The organism is Pseudooceanicola sediminis, assembly GCF_003575965.1.
Classification (GTDB): Bacteria; Pseudomonadota; Alphaproteobacteria; order Rhodobacterales; family Rhodobacteraceae; genus Pseudooceanicola; species Pseudooceanicola sediminis.
The window spans coordinates 1-20675 of record NZ_QWJJ01000024.1 but is presented as its reverse complement, the minus strand read 5'-3'; the positions used below and the strand labels follow the sequence as shown (position 1 = coordinate 20675).

The 20675-nt window shown below is 60.3% G+C and carries 20 protein-coding genes; 14 read left to right on the top strand and 6 right to left on the bottom strand.

Annotated features, from left to right (window positions below; genetic code table 11):
- Positions 1–51: 51 nt before the first annotated feature.
- The gene (locus DL237_RS19385) at positions 52–336 is read left to right on the top strand and encodes a hypothetical protein (protein ID WP_010138178.1); all 285 of its coding nucleotides are present in this window, start codon (positions 52–54) and stop codon (positions 334–336) included.
- Between the two features lie 47 nt (positions 337–383).
- Here the strand turns inward: DL237_RS19385 and DL237_RS19380 are convergent, their stop codons facing one another.
- The 6 genes from DL237_RS19380 to DL237_RS19355 all read right to left on the bottom strand — a co-directional run bounded on the left by DL237_RS19380 (position 384) and on the right by DL237_RS19355 (position 5441).
- Positions 384–1046: a L,D-transpeptidase gene (locus DL237_RS19380; RefSeq protein ID WP_071167357.1), complete on the bottom strand. Its 663-nt coding sequence runs from the start codon at positions 1044–1046 to the stop codon at positions 384–386.
- Between the two features lie 291 nt (positions 1047–1337).
- On the bottom strand, positions 1338–1859 hold the full coding sequence (locus DL237_RS19375) for a c-type cytochrome (RefSeq protein WP_138919430.1): 522 nt from the start codon (positions 1857–1859) through the stop codon (positions 1338–1340).
- Positions 1852–2346, bottom strand: a complete 495-nt coding sequence (locus tag DL237_RS19370; protein ID WP_009573584.1) for a DUF411 domain-containing protein — start codon at positions 2344–2346, stop codon at positions 1852–1854. The genes DL237_RS19375 and DL237_RS19370 overlap by 8 nt, the downstream gene beginning before the upstream one ends.
- On the bottom strand, positions 2346–3275 hold the full coding sequence (locus DL237_RS19365; protein WP_233545079.1) for a WD40/YVTN/BNR-like repeat-containing protein: 930 nt from the start codon (positions 3273–3275) through the stop codon (positions 2346–2348). The genes DL237_RS19370 and DL237_RS19365 overlap by 1 nt, the downstream gene beginning before the upstream one ends.
- 17 nt (positions 3276–3292) lie before the next feature.
- Positions 3293–4060, bottom strand: a complete 768-nt coding sequence (locus DL237_RS19360; RefSeq protein WP_233545078.1) for a multicopper oxidase domain-containing protein — start codon at positions 4058–4060, stop codon at positions 3293–3295.
- 301 nt (positions 4061–4361) lie between these two features.
- Entirely contained in the window at positions 4362–5441 is a 1080-nt protein-coding gene (locus tag DL237_RS19355; protein WP_119400692.1) for a hypothetical protein, read from the bottom strand.
- A gap of 226 nt (positions 5442–5667) precedes the next feature.
- On the opposite strand from DL237_RS19355, the gene DL237_RS19350 reads away from it, so the two are divergent.
- From DL237_RS19350 to DL237_RS19295, 13 genes are all read left to right on the top strand, one after another.
- Entirely contained in the window at positions 5668–6549 is an 882-nt protein-coding gene (locus DL237_RS19350) for a recombinase family protein (RefSeq protein WP_119400691.1), read from the top strand.
- Between the two features lie 134 nt (positions 6550–6683).
- On the top strand, positions 6684–7877 hold the full coding sequence (gene repA / locus DL237_RS19345) for a plasmid partitioning protein RepA (RefSeq protein WP_043754416.1): 1194 nt from the start codon (positions 6684–6686) through the stop codon (positions 7875–7877).
- On the top strand, positions 7861–8790 hold the full coding sequence (gene repB, locus DL237_RS19340; protein WP_119400690.1) for a plasmid partitioning protein RepB: 930 nt from the start codon (positions 7861–7863) through the stop codon (positions 8788–8790). The genes repA and repB overlap by 17 nt, the downstream gene beginning before the upstream one ends.
- 213 nt (positions 8791–9003) lie before the next feature.
- Positions 9004–10215, top strand: a complete 1212-nt coding sequence (gene repC, locus DL237_RS19335; RefSeq protein WP_119400689.1) for a plasmid replication protein RepC — start codon at positions 9004–9006, stop codon at positions 10213–10215.
- A 180-nt stretch (positions 10216–10395) separates the two neighbouring features.
- Positions 10396–12564, top strand: a complete 2169-nt coding sequence (locus DL237_RS19330) for a ParB/RepB/Spo0J family partition protein (protein ID WP_119400688.1) — start codon at positions 10396–10398, stop codon at positions 12562–12564.
- Between the two features lie 99 nt (positions 12565–12663).
- Entirely contained in the window at positions 12664–13137 is a 474-nt protein-coding gene (locus DL237_RS19325) for a hypothetical protein (RefSeq protein WP_119400687.1), read from the top strand.
- Positions 13138–13525: 388 nt separating this feature from the next.
- Complete coding sequence (locus DL237_RS20775) at positions 13526–13690, top strand: hypothetical protein (RefSeq protein WP_010138195.1); 165 nt, start codon at positions 13526–13528, stop codon at positions 13688–13690.
- Positions 13691–13944: 254 nt separating this feature from the next.
- The gene (locus DL237_RS19320; protein WP_119400686.1) at positions 13945–14997 is read left to right on the top strand and encodes a hypothetical protein; all 1053 of its coding nucleotides are present in this window, start codon (positions 13945–13947) and stop codon (positions 14995–14997) included.
- A gap of 754 nt (positions 14998–15751) precedes the next feature.
- Positions 15752–16156 carry a single-stranded DNA-binding protein gene (locus DL237_RS19315; RefSeq protein WP_008335991.1) on the top strand — a complete coding sequence of 135 codons (405 nt, stop codon included), beginning with the start codon at positions 15752–15754 and terminating at the stop codon, positions 16154–16156.
- Between the two features lie 440 nt (positions 16157–16596).
- Positions 16597–17892 carry a reverse transcriptase domain-containing protein gene (locus tag DL237_RS19310; protein WP_119400685.1) on the top strand — a complete coding sequence of 432 codons (1296 nt, stop codon included), beginning with the start codon at positions 16597–16599 and terminating at the stop codon, positions 17890–17892.
- A 172-nt stretch (positions 17893–18064) separates the two neighbouring features.
- Positions 18065–19264 (top strand): hypothetical protein, encoded by a 1200-nt coding sequence (locus DL237_RS19305; RefSeq protein WP_038073808.1) that lies wholly within the window; start codon positions 18065–18067, stop codon positions 19262–19264.
- A 125-nt stretch (positions 19265–19389) separates the two neighbouring features.
- Positions 19390–19830, top strand: coding sequence for a JAB domain-containing protein (locus DL237_RS19300; RefSeq protein ID WP_119400684.1), 441 nt, complete (start codon positions 19390–19392; stop codon positions 19828–19830).
- A gap of 111 nt (positions 19831–19941) precedes the next feature.
- On the top strand, positions 19942–20460 hold the full coding sequence (locus tag DL237_RS19295) for a hypothetical protein (RefSeq protein ID WP_038073803.1): 519 nt from the start codon (positions 19942–19944) through the stop codon (positions 20458–20460).
- Positions 20461–20675 lie beyond the last annotated feature (215 nt).

Genomic DNA, 20675 nt, shown 5'->3' with positions numbered 1-20675 from the left:
TTGAGGCATGAAAAGCCGATGCAAAGAAAAACAGACACGAAAGGAAGCTTGATGCGGGTTTTGATGCTGAAGCAAAAAATAATCGTTGCAGTGGCGCTGTCTCTTACGGCCGGGTGCGCAATCCAGCCGACTGGACCGGGCGACTCGGCAGACCGGCGGGGCAACGTTCCCGAAGCCGTGATTGCAATGGCTGCCCCGGATCAGGATGTTGCAACCGCGCGCTTGGTGCCCGAGGACGGGTGCTACTGGTACGAACACAGCGGCCCCGTTGAAACGACCTTGCTGCCGCTGCGCACGGCGAACGGCAACCCTATCTGCGTCGCGCGGGAAGTGTGACGACGACCCGCACGTCACATCAATGCGCTGAGAGTTAATTACCTCATTCAACTTCTCGCGGTAACGCTGTCCTCAGCCGAATAAAGATGTGCTGTCGATCCGATCTCGACGTTCGGATAAAGCTCGTTGATGTGTGCCATAACCATCCGCACGCAACCCGAACTCGCACGACCGCCGATGCTTCTCGGATAGGGTGTGCCGTGTATCCGAAGATAGGTGTCGCGATCACCGACATAGAGATAGAGCGCCCGTGACCCGAGAGCGTTTTCCGGCCCTGGTTCCATCCCATCGGCCCATTGTGCGTTCACGGGATCGCGTTCGATCATGTTTTGTGTTGGCGTCCAGTGCGGCCACCTGACCTTGCGCTTGATGTTATAAACACCCGGCTCGTAGAGGTTGCCCCGCGCGATCGCCACGCCGTAGCGCATCGCGGTTCCACCCTCCTCAATGTGGTAGAGATACCGCGCGACCGCATCGACATGGATGTCTCCCGGCACGAGGCCGTTTTTCGCGTCCACACGCTGAGGCAAGAAACGTGGGTGTAGTCCCCAAGGGTTTGATGTGGCCGGATCGAAGCCGGGCGGGCTGACTTGCGCGTCCCATTCAGCCTTCTGCGCCTCGGTGGGCCAGCTATCGGCAAACACAGGGTTGGCCACAGTCGCCGAAAAGAGCGCTGTTGTCGTTTGAATAAAGTGTCGTCTTGTCAGCATGTCGTACCCTTTCGGTTCCCACCGGCGATCAATGGCAAGAACGATATAAATTCTCGTCGACTAGATAGGACTTCTAGTGGCTAGAGGTTCAAGGGTAAATTTTCGTGAACGCTTGCACGCGACCCTGGTAGCACATGCTTGCCTTGCGGGCGGGTTAACGGCCAACTAGGTCAGGTCCGAATTAGCGTGGTAAAGCGGGAGTCAGGGGGCGGAGTAGGACAGATTTGCCGAATTGGTCCCCCGGTGGATCGGTTTTGGTCGAAAGATACTATCCTGACACCCTGTCGATCTTCACCCGCCCGTGTCATTGGCCGAAACTTCGGCTTGGAACTCACGTTGTCGCTCAGGCCAGGTGCTCTTGATGTAGACGAGGATAGCCGCGATCTCTGCGTCTGTCAGATCCTCTCCGAAGGCCGGCATGTCGCTCTCGTATCCCGGCACGACGGCCCCGACCCCGCCTTTAGTGATCTGAAAAAGCATGCGGTCTGAATGGTGCCAAGTGTGGCCTGAGTCATCATGCGGCGGGGCCGGCATTCTTCCTGTGTCAAGACGACGACGCCAATCGGGCTGACCCTCGAGGCTGGCACCATGGCAACTGGCGCAGTTGTCCGCATAAAGCTGTTGCCCTGCCATGACCTGGGATGCGAGCACGGGCTCTCCCAAAAACGTCAGTCCCTCGACACGCGGGTCAACCGGTTCCGATTGGGCCAGCACCACAACGCCGGTGGTCGCGAGCGCGGACACTAGGGCAGCGAGGTGCACTGACCGCCTGACCGTACACTTCGCCGATCGATCTTTCGGCCCTTTATTCATCGGCATAAATTGAAATTCCGTCTGGGCCAAAGGCATAGGTCCTTAGCGTGCCTGACTTGACCGCAGCCATGCCCGGCGCGTTCGCGGGCATTCCCGGCAAGGTGATACCCGTTATCGCCGGACGGGTTTCCAGCAGCCGATCGATGATGTCGACGGGGACGAGACCGCTGACATAGTAGCCGTCGATCTCGGCCAGGTGGCAGCCGATGCCCTGGGCGGGCACACCGACTTCGACCGAGCGTTTGTCGAAGTCGCGGTCATCCACACGCGTAACGGTAAAGCCGTGTTCTTCGAGATAATCCCCATAGGCATCACAGCAGCCGCAGCCCGGATCGCGCCAGATGGTGATCTGCCTTTCGTTGCCCGCCAAATCGGACGCCATATCGCCTGTCGCTTGCGCCCAGGCCGATGTGGACAGGCCCACCATTCCGACAATGCCGCTGCCAATCAGGCCAAGCGCGTTTCTTCTCTGCATCATTTTCTCCATCATTGTTCTCCTGTTTCGATCCAAGTTGCGCCGCCGTCACGGCTGATTTTCAAGATGCCGCCCAACAGGGCAGCGATGTAGGTCTCGTCTCTTGGATGAACCGCAACAGCGGTCGCAGCTTTGCTGGCCCGCTTTTGCCAGATGACTCCGCCGTCCTGCGATGCCCAGAGGCCCGAGGGCAGCGCGGCGTACATCACTTCCGGCGCCGAGGGGGCACTGGCCAGCGACAGGATCGGTTCACCTCCAGGCAATGGCGCTTCGGACGGTGGGGCTTCACCCGCAACCAATGCGTCCATCGCGTTGCCTGGCTGCACGTCCTGCCAGCGACAAAAGCAATCGGGCACCCGCGTTAGGCCAACTTCGGTGCCCGCATAGATCCAGATCCCGCCCATGCCGGTTTCAAGCTCGACCGAAGCCAGAGCAAGAGGATCGCGCTCTGCGTCGTCGAGCCAGGGGCGGTCCATGGCGAGCGACCAGGTTGCACCGGCGTCTTCGCTCTTCCACAACCCGTCGCCGCGAAGCGAGGCATAGATCATGTCCGGGTTCCGCGAGGCGATAGCAACGGCAGTGATTTCTCCGTCAGGCAGCCTAGCTTCAAAGATACGCCACGAAGCGCCCCCGTCTTCGGAAATGCTGACACCGCCCTCGGCCAGCCCCGCAACCACAAGCCCGGGCCGGTCGCGATGGGTCGCCAGCGACAGCACTTTTCCGGGTGTCTCTGCCGCGGTCCAAGTCCGGCCGCCATTATCACTGACGAACAGCCCTCCTCTCGCCAGCAGGATGGTATCACCATCAAAGGCAAGTGCCGCTGGAACACCATCGCTCGCCGCGAGTGCGAACCCCGGCAACATCGAAGCGACGCCGATACTGAGTGCCGCGGTGAGTACCTTGCGCCGGTTTGGCCGAAATTCGATCTCAATCGACTTCAATCTGCATGCTCCCCTGCTCATGCGACGCGGATCACGCCCATCATCCCGGCCGCCTGGTGCTCGAGGATGTGGCAATGGAACATCCAGTCTCCGGGATTGTCGGCGACCAGGGCGATTTCGACCTGCTCGCGCGGCGCGATCAGCACGGTGTCCTGCCATTCAGGGAATTCGGTCCGAACGCCATCGCGGCTGATGACGCGGAAGGAGTGGCCGTGCAGGTGGATCGGATGGTCGAACGCCGTGGCGTTCGTCATGTGGAGGACATGGCTCGCGTCGCGCTCCAATGTCAGGAAGGGATCGAGCATGTGCCCTTCGGCCGCAACGCCATTGACGAACCACATGCCGCCGCCCACAACGCCACCCATCATTCCGCCCATCATGCTGCCTGACTGGCTCAGGCCCATCTGGCGCTCGACCATTGCTCCCATCATGCCCCCGGTGAACAGGATTTCGTGACGACGGGCCGCGTTCAGATCAGGTTCGACAAGCGGATTGGCTGGAAGGGCAATTTCCCATTCCGGCGGCGCGGCACGCAAGGGCGTGTCGTCAAAGACGACATCCAGCAGGTTGAATTCATTATCGCGATAGGCGCGGTCGACGATTGGAAGCGTGGTTCCCGGGTCGGCAGGGCAATCGAGCATTATGTCGGCACGCATCGCCGGGCCCAGAACCACGACACCGTCAGGCGCGGCGTGCGGGGTCGGGTTTCTGGGCGGCATCGCCTTCATGTACGCGACGGCGGCATTGATCAAGATCTGAGCGGTGATCGGCTGTTTCGGCTTCATGGGGCGGTCGCCCAACTCTATAAACTGACCCCGTCTGTCCACGGGGAGATCGCAATTTTCGTGCCCCAGTTTGTGCGCCCAAGAGACTTATTCTTTCGTGATTTCGAAATAAAGAATTTGAGGCTAGAGCGACTAGAGGATCCCACAGATAGGTGAAAACACTGCAAATCCATCTGACTACTATTGCTGAGCCGCGCGTCGAAATAGACTGTCTCATATTTTCATTCTGTCACGATTCAGCGCCTCCGTTGAACTATCAACAGATGTTACGCACCAAAACGAGTGCTTCTGTAGAGGTGTTTCATGGCATCGCCCGCCACATGCGGAAACGCCCTTGTCCGGTCACCTCGCGGATCAGGTCGCGCGTTTCCATCCAAGCAAGGTTGCGCTGGACGGCGCCGCGGCTGGCACCGGTCAGGGTCTCGGCCATTGGGGCGGAGACGAGGGGCCATTCGGTCAGCACAGCGCGCAATGCAGGTGGTGTCCTGCCAGACAGCGGGGCCATCATGGCTTCCGCCCGCACAGACCATGCCTGGATATCGTCGAGGTGCCGCATCGCGGTCAGGCATGCTGTTTCCATTCCCTCGAGCCAACGCTCCAAGCGCTCAGCAGGTGGGCCACTGGCGCGCAGCCCCCCTGCCCCGCGCATAGCCAGAGGCGCAAAGATGGCCCCGCGATTCGAATTCGGGCCTTCGCTCGCGGCAATGCGTGCGGCGGTAACCGCTGCTTCCGTCCGGTCGCCCTGTTGCCTGAGGCCCGCAAGGTTCCAGAGGTGAAACCCCATGCAGGCGCGTGTGATCGAGTGCAGGTCGGCGGCTTGCGCCATCAGGTCAAGCCAACCGACCGCGCGATCCGCAAAGGGCTCGGCTTCATTGGCCATGTTTTCAGGGTCACGGCGATCGAGGAAAGCGGATAGGTCCACCTCTGGGCCGGGACCGCCTGTCAGACGCCGCACCGCCCATCCGACACGCGCGAGTGCTGCGGGGTCGTCCTGCACACCCGACAGGCGCATGGATATCCAGAGTGCCAGCCGATCCGGGCCAATTCGGTCGCCCACAAACCAGCTGAGGTCTGCCGCCTCCATCAGCGCGAGCCTATGCCGCCAGCCCTCCGGGCCACGGTGCAGACGGTCATCCAGCGCGCCAATCCGGCCCGCCACACGGGCGAGACGGGCGGCATTGCCTGCCTCTGCCTTCCGCCAGTCGTCGAGGACTGCGGTTTCACGCAGCTCTGCCCTCGGTCCGGGCGGCAGATAATCCGGCTCCACTTCCATCGGACCGGGCAGGAACCACAGATCGTCCTCAGACGTCACTTCAAGCCCCTCCGCATCCACTAGAGGATCATCAAAACTATCATACTGCGTAGTTACTTGAGGCTTCATATGTGCAAAATACGGCAGTTTTGCAGTTTACCCAAGTGTTTTGTCAGGGTGCGCCTGTACACCTTATATAGCACGCGCACGCGGTGGTCTGCGAGATCTCTCTGATCGCGCTCAGCTTATGAAAACCAAGGGGTTTTTGATGAGCAGCACCACAGAGAGCGCCCTTGCATCTGTTTACAAACGGTCGTTTATTGGCGATATATTAAATTGCAAACGGCCCAGTTTCATGCCCCTGATTGGCTATGCGCGCGTCTCCACCGAGGATCAAACCCCCCTGCCCCAGTCTGAGGCACTGCAGTCTGCGGGATGCGCCGAGATCTTTGAAGAGCACGCCTCGGGCGGCAATCGCGCGCGGCCCGTGCTTGCACGTGTGCTGGAGCGGATTGGCAAGGGCGACACGCTGGTCGTCGTGCGGATCGACCGGCTTGCGCGGTCTTTGTCGCACCTACTTGAGGTGATCGAAAGACTGGAGGGCAAGGGGGCGTTCTTCCGCTCGCTCCAGGACCCGATCGACACTGCCTCGCCCCAGGGCAAGTTCACGTTGCAGGTTCTGGGCGCTGCGGCTGAGTTCGAACGCGCTCTGATCCGCGAGCGTACCAAAGCCGGACTTGCCTCGGCACGCTCAAAGGGCCGCGTCGGCGGCAACCCAGGTCTTCGCGCCAAGGACCCTGAAGCGCTGCGCAAGGTGCGGCTGGCGCGACAGGACGGCTACATGGAGCGCTTGAACGAAACTGCGCAGGATTGGGTGCCCCATGTGCGCCGTTTGCGCCCCGATATGGCTTGGGAAGATGTCCTGCGGATCATCAATGGCCCCCTGCCCCATGATCGGCACTGGACGCAAGGCCGCCTGCTCCGCGCCGTGAAGGCATACGTGAGGGACGGATTCCTGCCCGCTGAAGTGCTTGGGCGCGCTGGACGTCGCGAAACCGACGATCGCCTGCCTGCGATTGTCGCCGCAATCAAAGGTGCTGACCCGGAGATCACCTTGCAGGCAATCTGCGACCGACTGGAATCCATGCGTGAGCGCACCCCTCGCGGTCGCACCAGCTGGCAGCCTTCCTCAGTCAGAATGCTGCTGGAGCGTGCTGAAAAGCTGGGGCTCCTCTGAGGATCACACTTGTGTTGGCCTAACCGATTGCCACTAAATCTAGAAAGTGCTTGCACGAATCTGATTGGTCGGGCAATAGTCTCGAAAAATAACGCGCGGTCACATAAAAAACGCGCCCACGGATCGGGGCAGACATGAGCGAAGTAGAGCAGGATCTAGACATCGCCATCGGGCACTACGCGGAACTTCTCGCGTCGAACCTGCATGCTCAGCGCGCTGCCCACTTCCCGCCGGATGCAAAGAAGGTGATGCGCACTTTGACCAGCGGCGAAGCTGCTGAACTCCTTGGCGTCGATCATACCTATCTTCGTAAGCTTCATCGAGAAGGAAAGATCGTTGACGTCGAGACGACAGCTGGAAGTCATCGCCGCTATACGCTCGATGATATCTGGGAAATCCGTCAAACGCTTGAAGGAAATGCAAAGAAGTCTGGAACTTACGTGCCTGGACGTCGCGACGGTGACGAGCTTCAAGTCGTTTCAGTGGTGAACTTCAAGGGCGGGTCCGGCAAAACGACGACGTCTGCTCACCTCGCTCAACGCTTGGCGCTTAAGGGGTACAGGGTTCTTGCGATCGATCTCGACCCTCAAGCATCCCTTTCAGCTCTTCATGGAATCCAGCCGGAACTCGACCTTATGGAGGGCGGAACCCTCTATGATGCAGTTCGCTATGACGATCCGGTTCCGATCGCCGAAGTGATCCGCAAGACCTACATCCGTGGCCTTGATCTTATCCCGGGCAACCTTGAACTCATGGAGTTCGAGCACGAGACGCCTGCTGCTATCCAGCGAGGCGGAGCGAAAGCGTTCTTCGCGAGAGTTCATGACGCACTCGATAGTGTTGAAGCGAACTACGACGTTGTTGTGATCGACTGCCCGCCGCAGCTTGGTTTCTTGACGATGTCAGCACTTTCCGCGTCCTCGGGTGTCCTCGTGACGGTTCACCCGCAGATGCTTGACCTCATGTCGATGTCCCAATTCCTGCGAATGACTGCGGATCTCCTGGGAGTGATCAGGGATGCAGGCGCAAATCTGCGCTTCGATTGGCTGCGCTTTTTGCCAACGCGATACAAAGTCGGCGACGCGCCACAAACCGAAGTCATCGCTTTCATTCGCGGGCTGTTTGGGAGGTCGGTCCTGACCAATCACATGGTTGAATCGACCGCAATTTCTGATGCCGGCTTGACCAAGCAAACGCTCTACGAAGCTGACAAGAAGGACTTCACGCGTCAGACGTTTGATCGTGCGATCGAATCCATGAACGCAGTGAACGATGAGATCGCTGAAATCATCCAGAACACATGGGGGCGGAATGGCAAGAAAGCCTAAACTCGGCCTGCCGCTGCAGACCCTTCGCAACGCTCCTGACGCTCTTGAAGGGCGCCGACTGCGTGGTGGTGTATTTGAGATCGATCCGGCGCAGATTGTTACCGAAGGACGGTTGGATGACAGGCTTCAGATTGAAGTTGAGGGCCTGAAGAACTCTATCTCCAAGAACGGTCAGCGTGTGCCTGTATTGGTCCGCCCACTGGAAGGCGATCGCTACAACCTGATCTATGGCCGCAGGCGCCTAGAAGCATGTCGCGAACTCGGTATCAAAGTTCGAGCCATCGTCACGGAAGTTGATGGTGATCAAGCGCTTCGAGATCAGCTTCTCGAGAACCAAGAGCGTCGTGATCTGAGCTTTATTGAACGGGCGCTTGTTGCGACGGCGCTTCTGGACGGTGACCATTTGGAAGGGGCTGAGCGCACCAATCGAGGTGTCGCCGAAGTCCTTAACCTCCACGAAGCCGGGGTTTCACAACTCTTGAGTGTCGTTCGGACGGTCGGCGAGGAACTCATCCAGGCAATTGGTGCGGCTCCCGGGATTGGTCGCCCGAGATGGGAAGAGCTCAAAAAGGCCTTGGGTACCTACGACGGTGATCGAGACCAACTGCAAGCGGTAGCTCATGCAGCCAAGTCCGAAAGTTCCGGCTCGGTCGATGAGGTTTCTGAGCGTGCGTTTCTCGCAGTTCTGGCAGCTGCGAAGAGCCCAGAGAAGAAAGCAAACCCGTCTAGAAAGGGCGTGCCTGCTTTGGCGATCCCCGGTGTCGGAGCTGCGACGGTTAAGACCGGCCGCCAAGGCAAGCAGCTTAAGCTCGATCTGACTACGGATGAACCTGATTTTATCAGCTGGTTGGAGGGCAATGCCCCAAAGCTGATTACCGAGCTTCATGAGCGCTGGAAGCGTTCAGGAGACTGAGGAAGAGCAACCAACAAGAAGGAGGCACGATACAGGCAAAAAGAAAAAGGCCCCGAGAAGCTAGCTTCACGAGACCTTTGTAAGGTTTCGCACCGGGATCAGCCCGCTACAAAATCTCAGTTTTCGCACTTCTGAATGTAGCGTTCTGGCCCCTACCCCGCAAGCGCAAAGCGATTCGCGGGCCGTAGAAATTTTGCCTTCGTGAACGTTTTCATGGAGTACACACCGATTTCGCCGTTTATGCGGCCGATCTCGCACGCCCATCTGCGCGTGATCGAGCGACCCGAGGCATCTGTTCCGGGCAGACCCGTCAACAAGTGGGAACTCCTGCGCGAGCTCTCCAAGGCGCAAGCGGCCTTTGGCGTGTCAGAACGTGATTTGACTGTTTTGCAGGGTCTCCTCAGCTTCTTTCCAGACGATGCACTTGGCGGGAACGCCGAGATGGTAGTTTTCCCCTCGAACAAGGCGATCTGTGAGCGCCTGAATGGTATGCCCTGCTCCACTATGCGTCGTCACCTCGCGCGTCTTGTCGAGGCTGGTTTGCTCCAGCGGCGTGATAGCCCCAATGGAAAGCGCTACGTCCGCAAGCACGGCGAAGAGCGCGTCGCCTTTGGCTTCGATCTTTCCCCGCTCTACTGCCAGTCCGAGGAGATAGCACGGGCCGCAGAGGCCGTACGTGAGGCTGAGGAGCGCGTCAGGCGTCTGAGAGAGGTTGTAAGCCTCATGCGGCGTGATCTCGCGGCCCTCGCGGAGTTCGGAGACGAGATGCAGCCAGGCCTAGGCTTCTGGGACCAGCTTCGTGACAAGGCTATCCTCACAGCGCGCGCGCTTCGCCGCAAGCTTTCAATTGAGGACCTCGCGGCATATCGAGCCGATCTTGAAGCTCTCCTTGATCAGGCACGCAACATCATTGATGGTTCTGAAACAGAAGAAATGAACACCAATGATGCTCGATCTGAGCGTCACCATCATAATTCAAATAAAGAATCTATAGATCTTGAACCTGCTTTAGAAAAAAGCGGGGCGGCGGCCGGCGTGCCAGATGTGGACAGGGATGAGCCCGTGGCTGACGTCGATGAACAGGACACAAGACACCTGCCAAAGATCCCGCTGCACCTGGTGATTGCGGCATGTCCCTCGCTCAAGACCTTTTACCAAGGCGAAATCCGGCATTGGCACCAGCTTTTCGATGCGGCATGCCATGTGCGACCAGCCATGGGGATCAGTGCATCTGCATGGGAAGAAGCGCAGCGGTTCATGGGTCCGGAGCAAGCGTCGATCGTCGTTTCTGCCATGCTGGAACGCTTTGAGGACATCAGATCGCCTGGTGGATACTTGCGAGCTCTGACTGCCAAAGCTGTGGCCGGTGAGTTTTCCTGTGGCCCGATGGTCATGGCATTGATTGGACGACGATCTGCAGCTTAACAGCTGTTAAGGTTGAGAGACTGCGTACTGTTCCGCCACCTCGGGACTGACGACTTAACAGCTGTTAAGGTCCTGTCTCGGGAGCGTCAGAACAGGAGAGGGAAAGGTTTGTTGGTTGGAGGGGTGACGGGAAGTGAGATCGGAAGAGTGGCTTCCGGCGCCCGTCGTGGAGAAGATCTGATGGCGAAATCCGCTCAGAAAGTCACCCTGTCCCCGTCCCGGGACATTCCCTTCGACAAGCTCGTGCTGAGCCAGTCCAACGTCCGGCGCATCAAGGCCGGCATCTCGGTCGAGGAACTGGCCGAAGACATCGCCCGCCGCGGGTTGCTGCAGAGCCTGAGCGTTCGGCCCGTTCTGGCGAATGACGGGTCCGAGACCGGCAAGTTCGAAATCCCCGCTGGCGGCCGGCGCTTTCAGGCCCTGTCACTCCTGGTGAAGCAGAAGCGTCTGGCCAAGACGACGCCCATCCCCTGCATCGTACGGGATGCCACTTCCGCGATCCTCGCCGAAGACGACTCGCTCGCTGAGAACATGCAGCGTGCAGCCCTGCATCCGCTCGACCAGTTCCGCGCCTTCGTTGCTTTGCGGGAGAAGGGGCAAGGCGATGAAGAGATCGCAGCCGCCTTCTTCGTCACGCCGCAGGTGGTGAAACAGCGCCTGAAACTCGCCGCCGTGGCCCCTGCCCTGCTCGAGCTCTACGCCGAGGACGAGATGACGTTGGAGCAGCTGATGGCCTTCACGGTCAATCCGGATCACGAGCGTCAGGTTCGGGTCTGGGAGGCGATCAAGTCTTCGTGGAACAAGGAGCCCTATCAGATCCGGCGGATGCTGACGGAAACCTCGGTGCGGGCATCGGATCGGCGCGCCGTCTTTGTCGGCGTCGAGGCCTACGAGGCGGCGGGCGGCACCATGTTGCATGACCTCTTCCAGGGCGATGACGGCGGCTGGCTGGAAGACCCTGCCCTGCTCGATCGTCTGGTCAGCGAGAAGCTTCAGGCCGAAGCCGAAGCCATCGCGACCGAAGGTTGGAAATGGATCGAGGTCTCGCTCGACCTACCCTATGGCTACAGCCACGGCTTGCGGCGGCTCAATGGCGACCCGGCGCCGATGACGGATGACGAAGGCGCAGCCCATGCCAAGCTGCTTGCCGAATACCGAGCGCTCGAAGAGGAATACGAAGGTCAGGATGAATTCCCCGAAGAGATCGACGTGCGACTTGGCGAGTTGGAAGTCTCGATGGAGAAGCTCGAGGCCCGGCCGCTGATCTTCGACGATGAGGAGATCGCACGGGCAGGGGCTTTCGTGACGCTTGACCGCTATGGCGAGCTTGCCGTTTATCGGGGCTTTGTCCGGCCCGAGGATGAGCCACGGGCAGATGTCGACGTCCACAGAGGTGAACAGGTGGCAGACGGGCAGGGCGCTGAGCTTTCATCTGCGAGCAGCACGGATGGTGTCGGCCACGGCACGGTGATCACCTCTGCTGGTCAAGCGCTTGGCGTCAACGTGCCGGACGACGAGCACGATGGTGCATTGAAGCCCTTGCCTGAGCGGTTGGTCATGGAGTTGACGGCGCACCGGACATTGGCACTGCGCGAAGCTGTCGGGCGCTCACCCGACGTCGCGTTGACGCTGCTGCTCCTGAAGCTCGTCAATGACACCTTCCGGACGTCCAGTTCGGCCGGCAGCTGCCTCGAGGTTTCGGTGCGTCACGTCTACATGTCCGCGCAGGCGAGCGATCTGAAGGACAGCGTGGTGGCCAAGCTGGTGGACGGCCGCCACGCGGAGTGGGAGGCCGACTTGCCGCTCGGCGACGATGCCGCTCTCTGGGATTACCTGGCTTCCCTCGATCAAGAGAGCCGGCTTTCGCTGCTCGCGCATTGCCTCAGCTTCGGGATCAACGCGCTCCATGAGAAGGTGAACCCCTATGGTGCCGGTATCTCCGCCAGCGGCTTGACCAAGCGGATGACCCAGTCCGACTTGGTCGCACAGGCGGTCGAACTCGACATGGTCGAGGCGGGTTGGGAGCCGACGGCCGATACCTATCTGAACCGCGTGCCCAAGGCACGGATCCTCGAGGCCGTGTGCGAGGCAAAGGGGGAGGGGACGGCGCAACTCCTCGATCACTTGAAGAAGGGCGAGATGGCGACCGAAGCCGAGCGTCTGCTGAAAGGCAGCGGCTGGTTGCCGGAGGTTCTTTGCCGTCACGATCTGACAGCACTCGACGGTGTGGAAGGGCAGGGGGCGTCTGAGCCCGTTTCCGGCACCGAGCAGGCCGAAGATGTCGATCTGCCCGCCTTCCTCACCGCTGACCTGCCGGGCAATGAGGCATCGATGATGGCCGCGGAGTGATCTGCGCCATCCGGGGGCGGGGAAACCCGCCCTCAATCACATAAAACAAAATAATATCAATATGATGAGTGCAAAATGACGCATTCAGGATGAGGAATCATGTCTGCAACCACTATTCTCGATGATGCGCCCCTGGGGGCGCTCATTCGCTATACCGACAGCAGTCCCAAGCCGCCCGCTCGGTTCACAAAGAAGCTCGCGGCCTGGGAACGCTCGAACGGCGTCGGCCGTCTTGTCAAGAAGGAGCCACCGCGACCCTATCCGACCTGGACTGCGCCGGCGTCGTTCACGCTGCACGAGGGGAACTTCTCTTCGGACGGGGTCATTCTCGTGACGATCATGCGGACTCATTCTGCTGACAGTGCCTTGACCTTCAAGGTCGCTGAGGAACCACAGCCTGGGCAGGTGCGTGTCCTGCTGGATTTCGGCGGTTGCATGGAGCTGCTCCACCTGGCCGAGTCTGTCACGGCTGCGGAACTCTGGATCGCCAGAGAAGGCTATCGCAACGCGCGGCTCGAGATCGTCGGCAGCGAGGGCGGCGATAGGGCAGGGGATGCGGAACTTGCCGCCTGAGCCTATGTAGAACCCAAGGGGCCCGCCAGAGCGCGGGCCTCTCACCCATCACGACCCTTTCCCGCGAGATCGCGGTGCACCATAGGATCCATTCCAACACGGAACGAGGTCTTCTACCAAGAGCCTGCCCGGGAGGCTGGCAGCGATAGCATCAGCGGGACACCCGGCTCCAGTCAGCGGTCGCACAATCCCCCGCTCGCCATTCCCTTCCTTGCCCCGAATCCCGTCTTCGAGATCAACCCGTGAGGGGTCGGACTACGGGCGAGCCCGTGCCGCCGGGTGGATTCGGACGAGCCGAACGCACCCGGTGATGTCAGCCAGTCTTCGGGCCTGCGGGGTCCTGTCGCGCGGGGGATGGTCCTCCGCCTCCAAGACAGGAGCCAAACAGATGTCCCGCAAAGATGCTCACGCCTTCGCCGCTTCCCTCGCCGCCACGCTCATGGTCTCGATCGTCGTCTTCCAGGCCGGTGATGGAACCTATGGCGCCGTCCCCGCTGATGAAATCGACGGAGACGAGGTTCAGGTGGTGGGTGAGATCGACCCGTGGGCGTGAAGCCAACGGGGTCGAAGACGGCTCGGGTTCGGAGCAAGGCTCCGATCCGGGCCTTTCGCCTGTCCACCGTTCCGGCCGACCGGCAAAATGAGCCGACGATGGTCGACATGCCTTTGCATTAAGAAAACAAGCTCGAGCGTCAGCCAATCTGACTTTGCCCAGACATCAGCGGTCAATTGTAGTGCAATGAATGCAGCTTGAATATCGTCAGGGTTCGTCGGAAACTGCGTTGTATTTGGTTCAGGTTACGTCGCATGCTCTACAAATCATTGATTTCCTTATACGGTTCATCGCTTGCGGGTAAATCGGCTCCTGCTGACGACTTAGTTTGGCACTTTACGCCGTCCGAGGATCTGAGGCTTTTTCGCGAGTATGCGCTCGATGCCCTGCAGCAGGCGAAAGTGTACCTGCTCGACCATATGGCTGCAGCCTATGCCGATACGCTTCATGACGCAGTCGCCAAGCAGGCTTCGGAAACCGGTCTTCCCGCAATGGCCATTCTGGGTGAGGTAAAGCTCCCCGCCGACGTTGTTTGGGTCGAATTTGATGATCGAGAGCTGGGTGTCGCGCGCTTTGAACGGGCTTCACCTGTAACGAGACATGACGACAAACCCATAGGCACTGGTCTACGCGGCTATCTCATCGATGATCGAAACAAGGGTCACTTGCGCATCACGATGTTCCATCGCCGCGAGAATTCGCGGGTCGTCGACCCAATCTGCGCTTTGCTTGTGAAGCGAACTCCGACAGGCGAATTGAACTACGACAACGTCGAAGTCGAATTGAGCCGTTCCATGGTCGATTTTCGTGTGCGGAGCGGTGATACGAAGGAAATGATCAACGGTCGGCGCACGGTGCACCAAGTTGAAACAGGTTACGATCTTTTCATCCCCTACGCGCTCTTTGCGATGCTGGTTTCCCCGGACTTGGGTGGCATCATTCCCACGGAAAACGAGACGTTCACAGCCAAGGATGCAAAGACCGCTCGAAAGTTCGGGAAGTCCTGGATTCTTGGCGCGCAGAAATCCCATCTTACAATCCGCATTGGTCCGCAGGCCGCGGCTCACATGCAGGAGCGGCAGGCTCGCCTTGAGTTCGAGCGTGAGGTCCAGGACGGGCGAAGCGGCCCTGTTCGCCATTGGGTGAGCGAACATGAGCGGCGCTATCGCAGCGGTAAGGTTGTGTTGGTGAAGGGGCACCACAGAGGTCAATTGCCTGCGCCTAATCTGCCAACGCGTGTGATGGGACCAAAACCCGACGCAACGATTTTCGAGTTGGACGCAGTTGATCCGTCCAACCCAGACTGAAACCGGCGTTTTCCGCGCGGCCATGTCGTCGGCCGTCAATCTATCGCCGCCACATCGACGAATAGCCGTAGTTTTCGGCCGCGACCTGACCAGGTCGGCGCCAAGAGCTCAGGGAGCCGGAAATCCGACGATACCGGCGCACAAGCGGTTTCCACTCTCCCCGATCAGTTAGGCCAGGAAGTAGTCCATACCTTGGCGATGGCTTCCGCCTTGGTGCAACCTTTCGCCATGCACCAATCCAAGACCGTGGAGAATGCCCCGGCGACTTCCTTTTGCATTTTCTGCAGAGCGTTGGGCGACAATGTCCCGAGATCGAAATCAGCCGTTGGTGCGGTTCGTGTCCTGAATATACCGGTATCGATAGCCTGTCTCGGCAAGGCCCTGCATTTCCCTGAAGGGAAGGGCAGGGGGGCGAGAGCCGATGATCGACATTTGCGCCGCTGGTGGGGTGTTGGGTTTTGGGTCAAACAATCCCTATTGGCAAGGGGACATGGTCCGGCATGAGCTCCCCGCATCTCTCTGTCTCCTGGGTCATCCCTTCGACTGACAATCCCCTAATCCCGTTCGGTCTCCTGCGCGCAACCCCGCGTCAGCCCGGGCCGTGTTGGCCGCCTTTGGCGTCCTGCCCGCTCCTCCCCGGTCCTCTGGGGGTGTCCGGCGTCCGTTCCGTCCACCGTGCACGCGTCACCCGACGGGCTTTTTCAGGGTCTTGTCGAAGGGACGGTCCCGAAGACAGGAAACACAGGAGCTTATCATGCAGAACATCGTCATCCTCGCCGGCAACATCGGTCAGACCCCCGAAGTCCGCACCACCCAGAGCGGCACAAAGATCACTAACTTCAGCCTCGCCACCTCGCGCCCCCGCCTCTCGGAAGGCCGTGTGATGCGCGACGAGAACGGTTACCGGGTCATGGACACCGAATGGCACCGCATCACCTGCTTCAACGGTCTCGGCAAGACGGTCGCGGAGCACTGCGAAAAGGGCATGAAGGTCCTCGTCCACGGTCGCATCCACTACACCAAGTGGATCGACAGCATGGGGAACGACCGCTACGGCTGCGAAATCATCGCCGAGAAGGTCGACTTCCTGAGCCGCCCGAAGTCGGCCGAGAACGAAAACCCCGAGCTGGTCGACCGCGACGATGAGATCCCGTTCTGAGGAACGGGGTCTCCCCCTCGGGCCCGGCGGGGAAGCTTGCCGGGTTTTCCAACTGCTGACACCAACGCTGATTGGCAAAATTGTTTTTCGCAACCTTGAATTGCCGACACTCGCTCACCAAATCGTTATTGCCCGCGGGAAATGGCCCACGGGTTTGGCCGTTGAACTTGTCAACTTCTTTATGGTGACCTGGCAGCACGATGCCGAACAGCATCGCCGCGACCAGAGCCAGACTGAATGAGACACTGAGCATAGCTCGGACCTCCACGGTTACATTATACCACCTCGCGTTTCGAGACCCGTGTCTGCGAGGCGTTCGGAAGTGAGACGCTGAACGTATACGCTGACAGAAGGTGGCGTGCGTTCGGGGGACGCCCGGCCTAACAATCCGGAGCCCAGGGTCAGGGCCAGTCCTCCGAACTCTGCGACAAGGAGGCTGAATGCCGCTCGATTGGTTTAAGTCTAGAGGCTACCGCCATTTCGATCTTCCCGTTGGCGAGAAGTTCGCTGGCAAGGCAATGGACCCGGACTTCGTGCTCAAGCACTCCTTCCTCCCACTCCTGCACTACACGAAATCCGAGAAACGCTACAAGAAGTGCCCGAAGACAGGGAAGCGGACGATCACTTCGAAGGACCGCCCGATCAAATACGCATCGCACCGGGACGCCTGTATACTTTCGTTCTACGCCAGCGAGATGAATAAGTTGCTGGACGCCCATTATAACGCCGCGGGCCTCTCCGATAGCGTTTTGGCCTATCGTGCACTCGGGCGTGGTAACTACGATTTCTCGGCGGAAGTGCTTGCGTTTGCCAAGACCCATGCCCCCGTCACGATACTGGCGTTCGACGTCAGCAGCTTCTTCGACAACCTTGACCACACGCTCCTGAAACGCCGCCTAAAGGCAGTGCTGGGCGTAACCTCGCTGCCCGAACACTGGATGCGCGTGTTTCGGGCGATCACCGCGTTCCACTATGTTGATATGGAAGAGCTTAAGGCGAACGCCACGTTCTCCTCCCGGCTCAAGGAGAAAAGCCGCGACCGGATCGCCAGTGTCGAAGAGCTCAAGGCCAATGGCATCAAGTTTCACCCCAACCCCGAACTGGCAAAGGGGCATCGGCGAGGCATCCCTCAGGGCACCCCCATCAGCGCAGCAGCTTCGAACCTGTACATGATTGATTTCGACATGGCAGCGCACGCTTTCTGCGACAGCATCGGTGCTTTGTATCGCCGCTATTCGGACGACATCTTGGTGATCTGCGCCCCTGCTCACGCCGCAGCAGCCGAAGCCAAAATCATGGATCTCATCAAGGCAGAGAAGCTGGATATCTCTCCCCACAAGACCGAAAGGACCGAGTTCACGGGTACGGGCGTCGTAGCGGGAAAAGCAGCACAATACCTAGGCTTCTCGCTCCACGAAGAGGGGCCAGCCATTCGAGAAAGCTCCCTCGCTCGGCAGTGGCGAAAGATGCGAAGGGCGATGCGCCGAACCCGCAAGATCGCGGAGAGAAACATCGCATCTGGAAAATCGACTAAGGCACACACCAAACGCCTGTATCGCCGTTTCACCCACCTGAAGGTGCGTGACGACGAAGGTGTTCGGATCGTACGCAACTTTTCTTCCTATGGGCGGCGCAGCGCCTCCGCATTCGGCGATGACGAAAAGATCACTCAGCAGATCAGGCGGTTTGAACGTGCCGCGCTCCGTGAGATCCAGGAACTCAAGAAGATCAAATAGACTTGCTCCTCCGCATGTTGGACCCGATTGCGTTTTCCCGATAGTGCATTGACATCGACGCGGAAGTTAACGCGGCGGAGCCGGCCACCGAGAGTGAGAGGAGTGCCGGTTTCCCGGTGACGGGTTGAGGGCTGGGAGAGTGGCTCCCGGCGCCTGTCGCGGGAGATAGCCGATGGGCGTTGTGGAAGTTATGGATCCGGTTCAGCCGGCGCGGGCCGGTGGCTGGAAAGTGGATGTGAGCCGGGGCGAGCGGAACGGGCGGGTGTCGTCCGAATGGTTTAACCGGCCCGATGACGAGCGGTACCTGTCGCTCGACGATCTCTGGGCCAATGTGAAGGGTCGCTCTGAGCGCAGCCGCAGCCGGGTGGTGCAAACCGCCGACATCCGTGTCGAGGCTGCGCGCGACAGTGCAGAGCGGCTGCACTTGGTTCTTCCGAAAGCGCATGAGCCGGTCGCGCCCACGCACTGGGCCTTCGGCCAGCTTGCGAGCATTGTCGGCGCGCCGGCCTCCTACCTGCGGCAGTTGCCCGCGCCGCTGGCGGGGATCAACCTGCAATACGGTTTGACCAACCACCGCGCCGAGCAGGTGAAGACCTTCGAGACGGAGGATGGCCGGACCGAACTGCGCGCCGTGACCGGTCCCGACTACGGTCGCATCCATGACTTCGAGCTTGTCGAGGCGGTGCAGCGCATCGCGGGCAATGGCACCGGCGACACGCGCTGGAAGGTGCCGGGTGTGCTTGACTGGTCGACCGGGGTCTATAACCCCGACGTCGAGATCAGCCGTGACACGACCACGCTCTACGCCTCGGACCGCGACGTCTTCCTGTTTCTGGTCGACGATCGCAATCCGATCGAGGCGGGCAAGCTGGCGGACGGCTCTCCCGACCTCTACTTCCGGGGATTTTACTGCTGGAACTCCGAGGTGGGGGCGAAGACCCTTGGCATGGCGAGCTTCTACCTTCGGGCGGTGTGCCAGAACCGCAACCTTTGGGGCGTCGAGGATTTCCAGGAGATCAAGATCCGCCACTCGAAATACGCCGCCTCCCGCTTCGCCCATGAGGCGGCCCCGGCGCTGACGCGGTTTGCCAACTCCTCGCCGCAAGGATTCGTGAATGGGATCAGGGCAGCACGGCAGCAAGTCGTGGCGCGCAGCGACGAAGACCGTGCGGATTTCCTGCGCAAGCGCGGTTTCTCGAAAGCCGAATCCGGCAAGATCATCGAGAAGGTGCTGATGGAGGAAGGCCGCCCACCCGAGAGCATCTTCGATTTCGTGCAAGGGATTACCCGGCTTGCGCGCGACAAGACCCAGCAGGATGCGCGGCTCGACATGGAAGGGCGCGCCAAGAAGCTCCTCGACCGGGTCGGCTGACGCGAAGCCCGGCACAGCGACCGCCTGCACCCGCGGCGGTCGCGTTTTTCTCTTCCACATGCACGCCACTGGCCCCGCCCCGAGAGGGCAGGGGACTTCGGTGTGCGCAATTCAGCGAGACCCCCATGACCCCCCAGGAACAAACTGTCATCCTCGAGGCCCGCGACATCCTCGGCCGCTACCTCAGCCAGAACCCGGTCATCGGCAGCTGGCAAGCGCTGATGGACTATTGTGCGCTGACGGTGCGCGGGCCGATCGAGCGGTTCCACGTTCTCTATCTCGACCGCAAGAACCGCATCATCGCCGATGAGCTCTTGTCGATCGGCACGGTCGACCATGTCCCGGTCTATCCGCGTGAGGTGATCAAACGGGCTCTGATGCTGAACGCCAGCGCTCTGATCCTGATCCACAACCACCCGTCGGGCGATCCGACACCGTCGGAGGCCGATCTCAGCATGACCAAGGAGACCCAGAAGGGCTGCAAGTATCTCGGCCTGACGCTCCACGACCACATCATCGTCGGCGCCGGGACAGAACTGAGCCTGCGGGCCCTGGCCAAGCTCTGACGCGCCTTTCGGATCTGCAGCCGTCGCCCCTTTCGAGGAAGAGGGCGGCGGTTCGGTCTTTGACGGTTTGTAGCGGGGAGAGTGGCTTCCCGCACCGTCGGAGATATTCGCATGTTTGATCTTCCCTCCCAAACTCCGCCGGCAACGCAGCAAGCAGGTTTGCCGCCGAGCTTCCCGACTGCCGTTGTAGACTCGAGCCTGCCCTTCGCACTCACGGAAGCGTGCCGCGCGCCTGCGGGCCTCATGTCTGGGCAGGCACGTCCCGAGATTCTGGACCGTTTCGCCACGCTGGCCGAGGCCATGCAGAGCGCGATCGATCAAGCGGAGGATTTCGTCCCTGAGGATGCGCCGCGTATCCTGGCAATCCTCGATCGAGAGGACCGCCTCGTTCTGGCTGGAGCCGCCAGCGATGGCGCAATGGCCTGGTGCCATCCTGTCGCAAATGCCGCCGAGGCCCGCGCCGTCGTCTCCGAGGCCAGCCAGACCCGCGCGCATGCCATACGAGCGGCCGAGTGGCATGAACATGGCCTCGCGCGACGGCTGCGGCACCACGCCGACGTTCTCGATGCTCGTCTTGTCGATCCGCTCTGGCGTGTCTTCGCGTCTCGCGCACTGCAGATCGCGGCGTGACGCCCGAGAGTCAGAGAAGGGCAGGGGAGGATGTGAGCCTAGGAGGACGAGAGAGAGCCTCGGGGTTCAGATCCTTTCCCTCATTTCGGAGTTTCCAATGTCCAAGATCGAACCCACCCTGGCCGCGCCGATGGCGCCGTCCAGGATTGATTTCGCCGCCGTGCTGGCTCGGCAGTCCGAGCGTGACGCGCGGATCGCAGCTTTGCGTCCGGCCA

What these genes read in the sequence shown, in the direction of transcription:
- DL237_RS19310 (WP_119400685.1), top strand. Translation starts at nt 16,597, where the DNA reads ATGCCGCTCGATTGGTTTAAGTCTAGAGGCTACCGCCATTTCGATCTT.
- repA (WP_043754416.1), top strand. Translation starts at nt 6,684, where the DNA reads ATGAGCGAAGTAGAGCAGGATCTAGACATCGCCATCGGGCACTACGCG.
- DL237_RS19325 (WP_119400687.1), top strand. Translation starts at nt 12,664, where the DNA reads ATGTCTGCAACCACTATTCTCGATGATGCGCCCCTGGGGGCGCTCATT.
- DL237_RS19370 (WP_009573584.1), bottom strand. Translation starts at nt 2,346, where the DNA reads ATGGAGAAAATGATGCAGAGAAGAAACGCGCTTGGCCTGATTGGCAGC.
- repC (WP_119400689.1), top strand. Translation starts at nt 9,004, where the DNA reads ATGGAGTACACACCGATTTCGCCGTTTATGCGGCCGATCTCGCACGCC.
- DL237_RS19360 (WP_233545078.1), bottom strand. Translation starts at nt 4,060, where the DNA reads ATGAAGCCGAAACAGCCGATCACCGCTCAGATCTTGATCAATGCCGCC.
- DL237_RS19355 (WP_119400692.1), bottom strand. Translation starts at nt 5,441, where the DNA reads ATGAAGCCTCAAGTAACTACGCAGTATGATAGTTTTGATGATCCTCTA.
- DL237_RS19375 (WP_138919430.1), bottom strand. Translation starts at nt 1,859, where the DNA reads ATGAATAAAGGGCCGAAAGATCGATCGGCGAAGTGTACGGTCAGGCGG.
- DL237_RS19330 (WP_119400688.1), top strand. Translation starts at nt 10,396, where the DNA reads ATGGCGAAATCCGCTCAGAAAGTCACCCTGTCCCCGTCCCGGGACATT.
- DL237_RS20775 (WP_010138195.1), top strand. Translation starts at nt 13,526, where the DNA reads ATGTCCCGCAAAGATGCTCACGCCTTCGCCGCTTCCCTCGCCGCCACG.
- DL237_RS19380 (WP_071167357.1), bottom strand. Translation starts at nt 1,046, where the DNA reads ATGCTGACAAGACGACACTTTATTCAAACGACAACAGCGCTCTTTTCG.
- DL237_RS19315 (WP_008335991.1), top strand. Translation starts at nt 15,752, where the DNA reads ATGCAGAACATCGTCATCCTCGCCGGCAACATCGGTCAGACCCCCGAA.
- DL237_RS19385 (WP_010138178.1), top strand. Translation starts at nt 52, where the DNA reads ATGCGGGTTTTGATGCTGAAGCAAAAAATAATCGTTGCAGTGGCGCTG.
- repB (WP_119400690.1), top strand. Translation starts at nt 7,861, where the DNA reads ATGGCAAGAAAGCCTAAACTCGGCCTGCCGCTGCAGACCCTTCGCAAC.
- DL237_RS19350 (WP_119400691.1), top strand. Translation starts at nt 5,668, where the DNA reads ATGCCCCTGATTGGCTATGCGCGCGTCTCCACCGAGGATCAAACCCCC.
- DL237_RS19305 (WP_038073808.1), top strand. Translation starts at nt 18,065, where the DNA reads ATGGGCGTTGTGGAAGTTATGGATCCGGTTCAGCCGGCGCGGGCCGGT.
- DL237_RS19300 (WP_119400684.1), top strand. Translation starts at nt 19,390, where the DNA reads ATGACCCCCCAGGAACAAACTGTCATCCTCGAGGCCCGCGACATCCTC.
- DL237_RS19295 (WP_038073803.1), top strand. Translation starts at nt 19,942, where the DNA reads ATGTTTGATCTTCCCTCCCAAACTCCGCCGGCAACGCAGCAAGCAGGT.
- DL237_RS19320 (WP_119400686.1), top strand. Translation starts at nt 13,945, where the DNA reads ATGCTCTACAAATCATTGATTTCCTTATACGGTTCATCGCTTGCGGGT.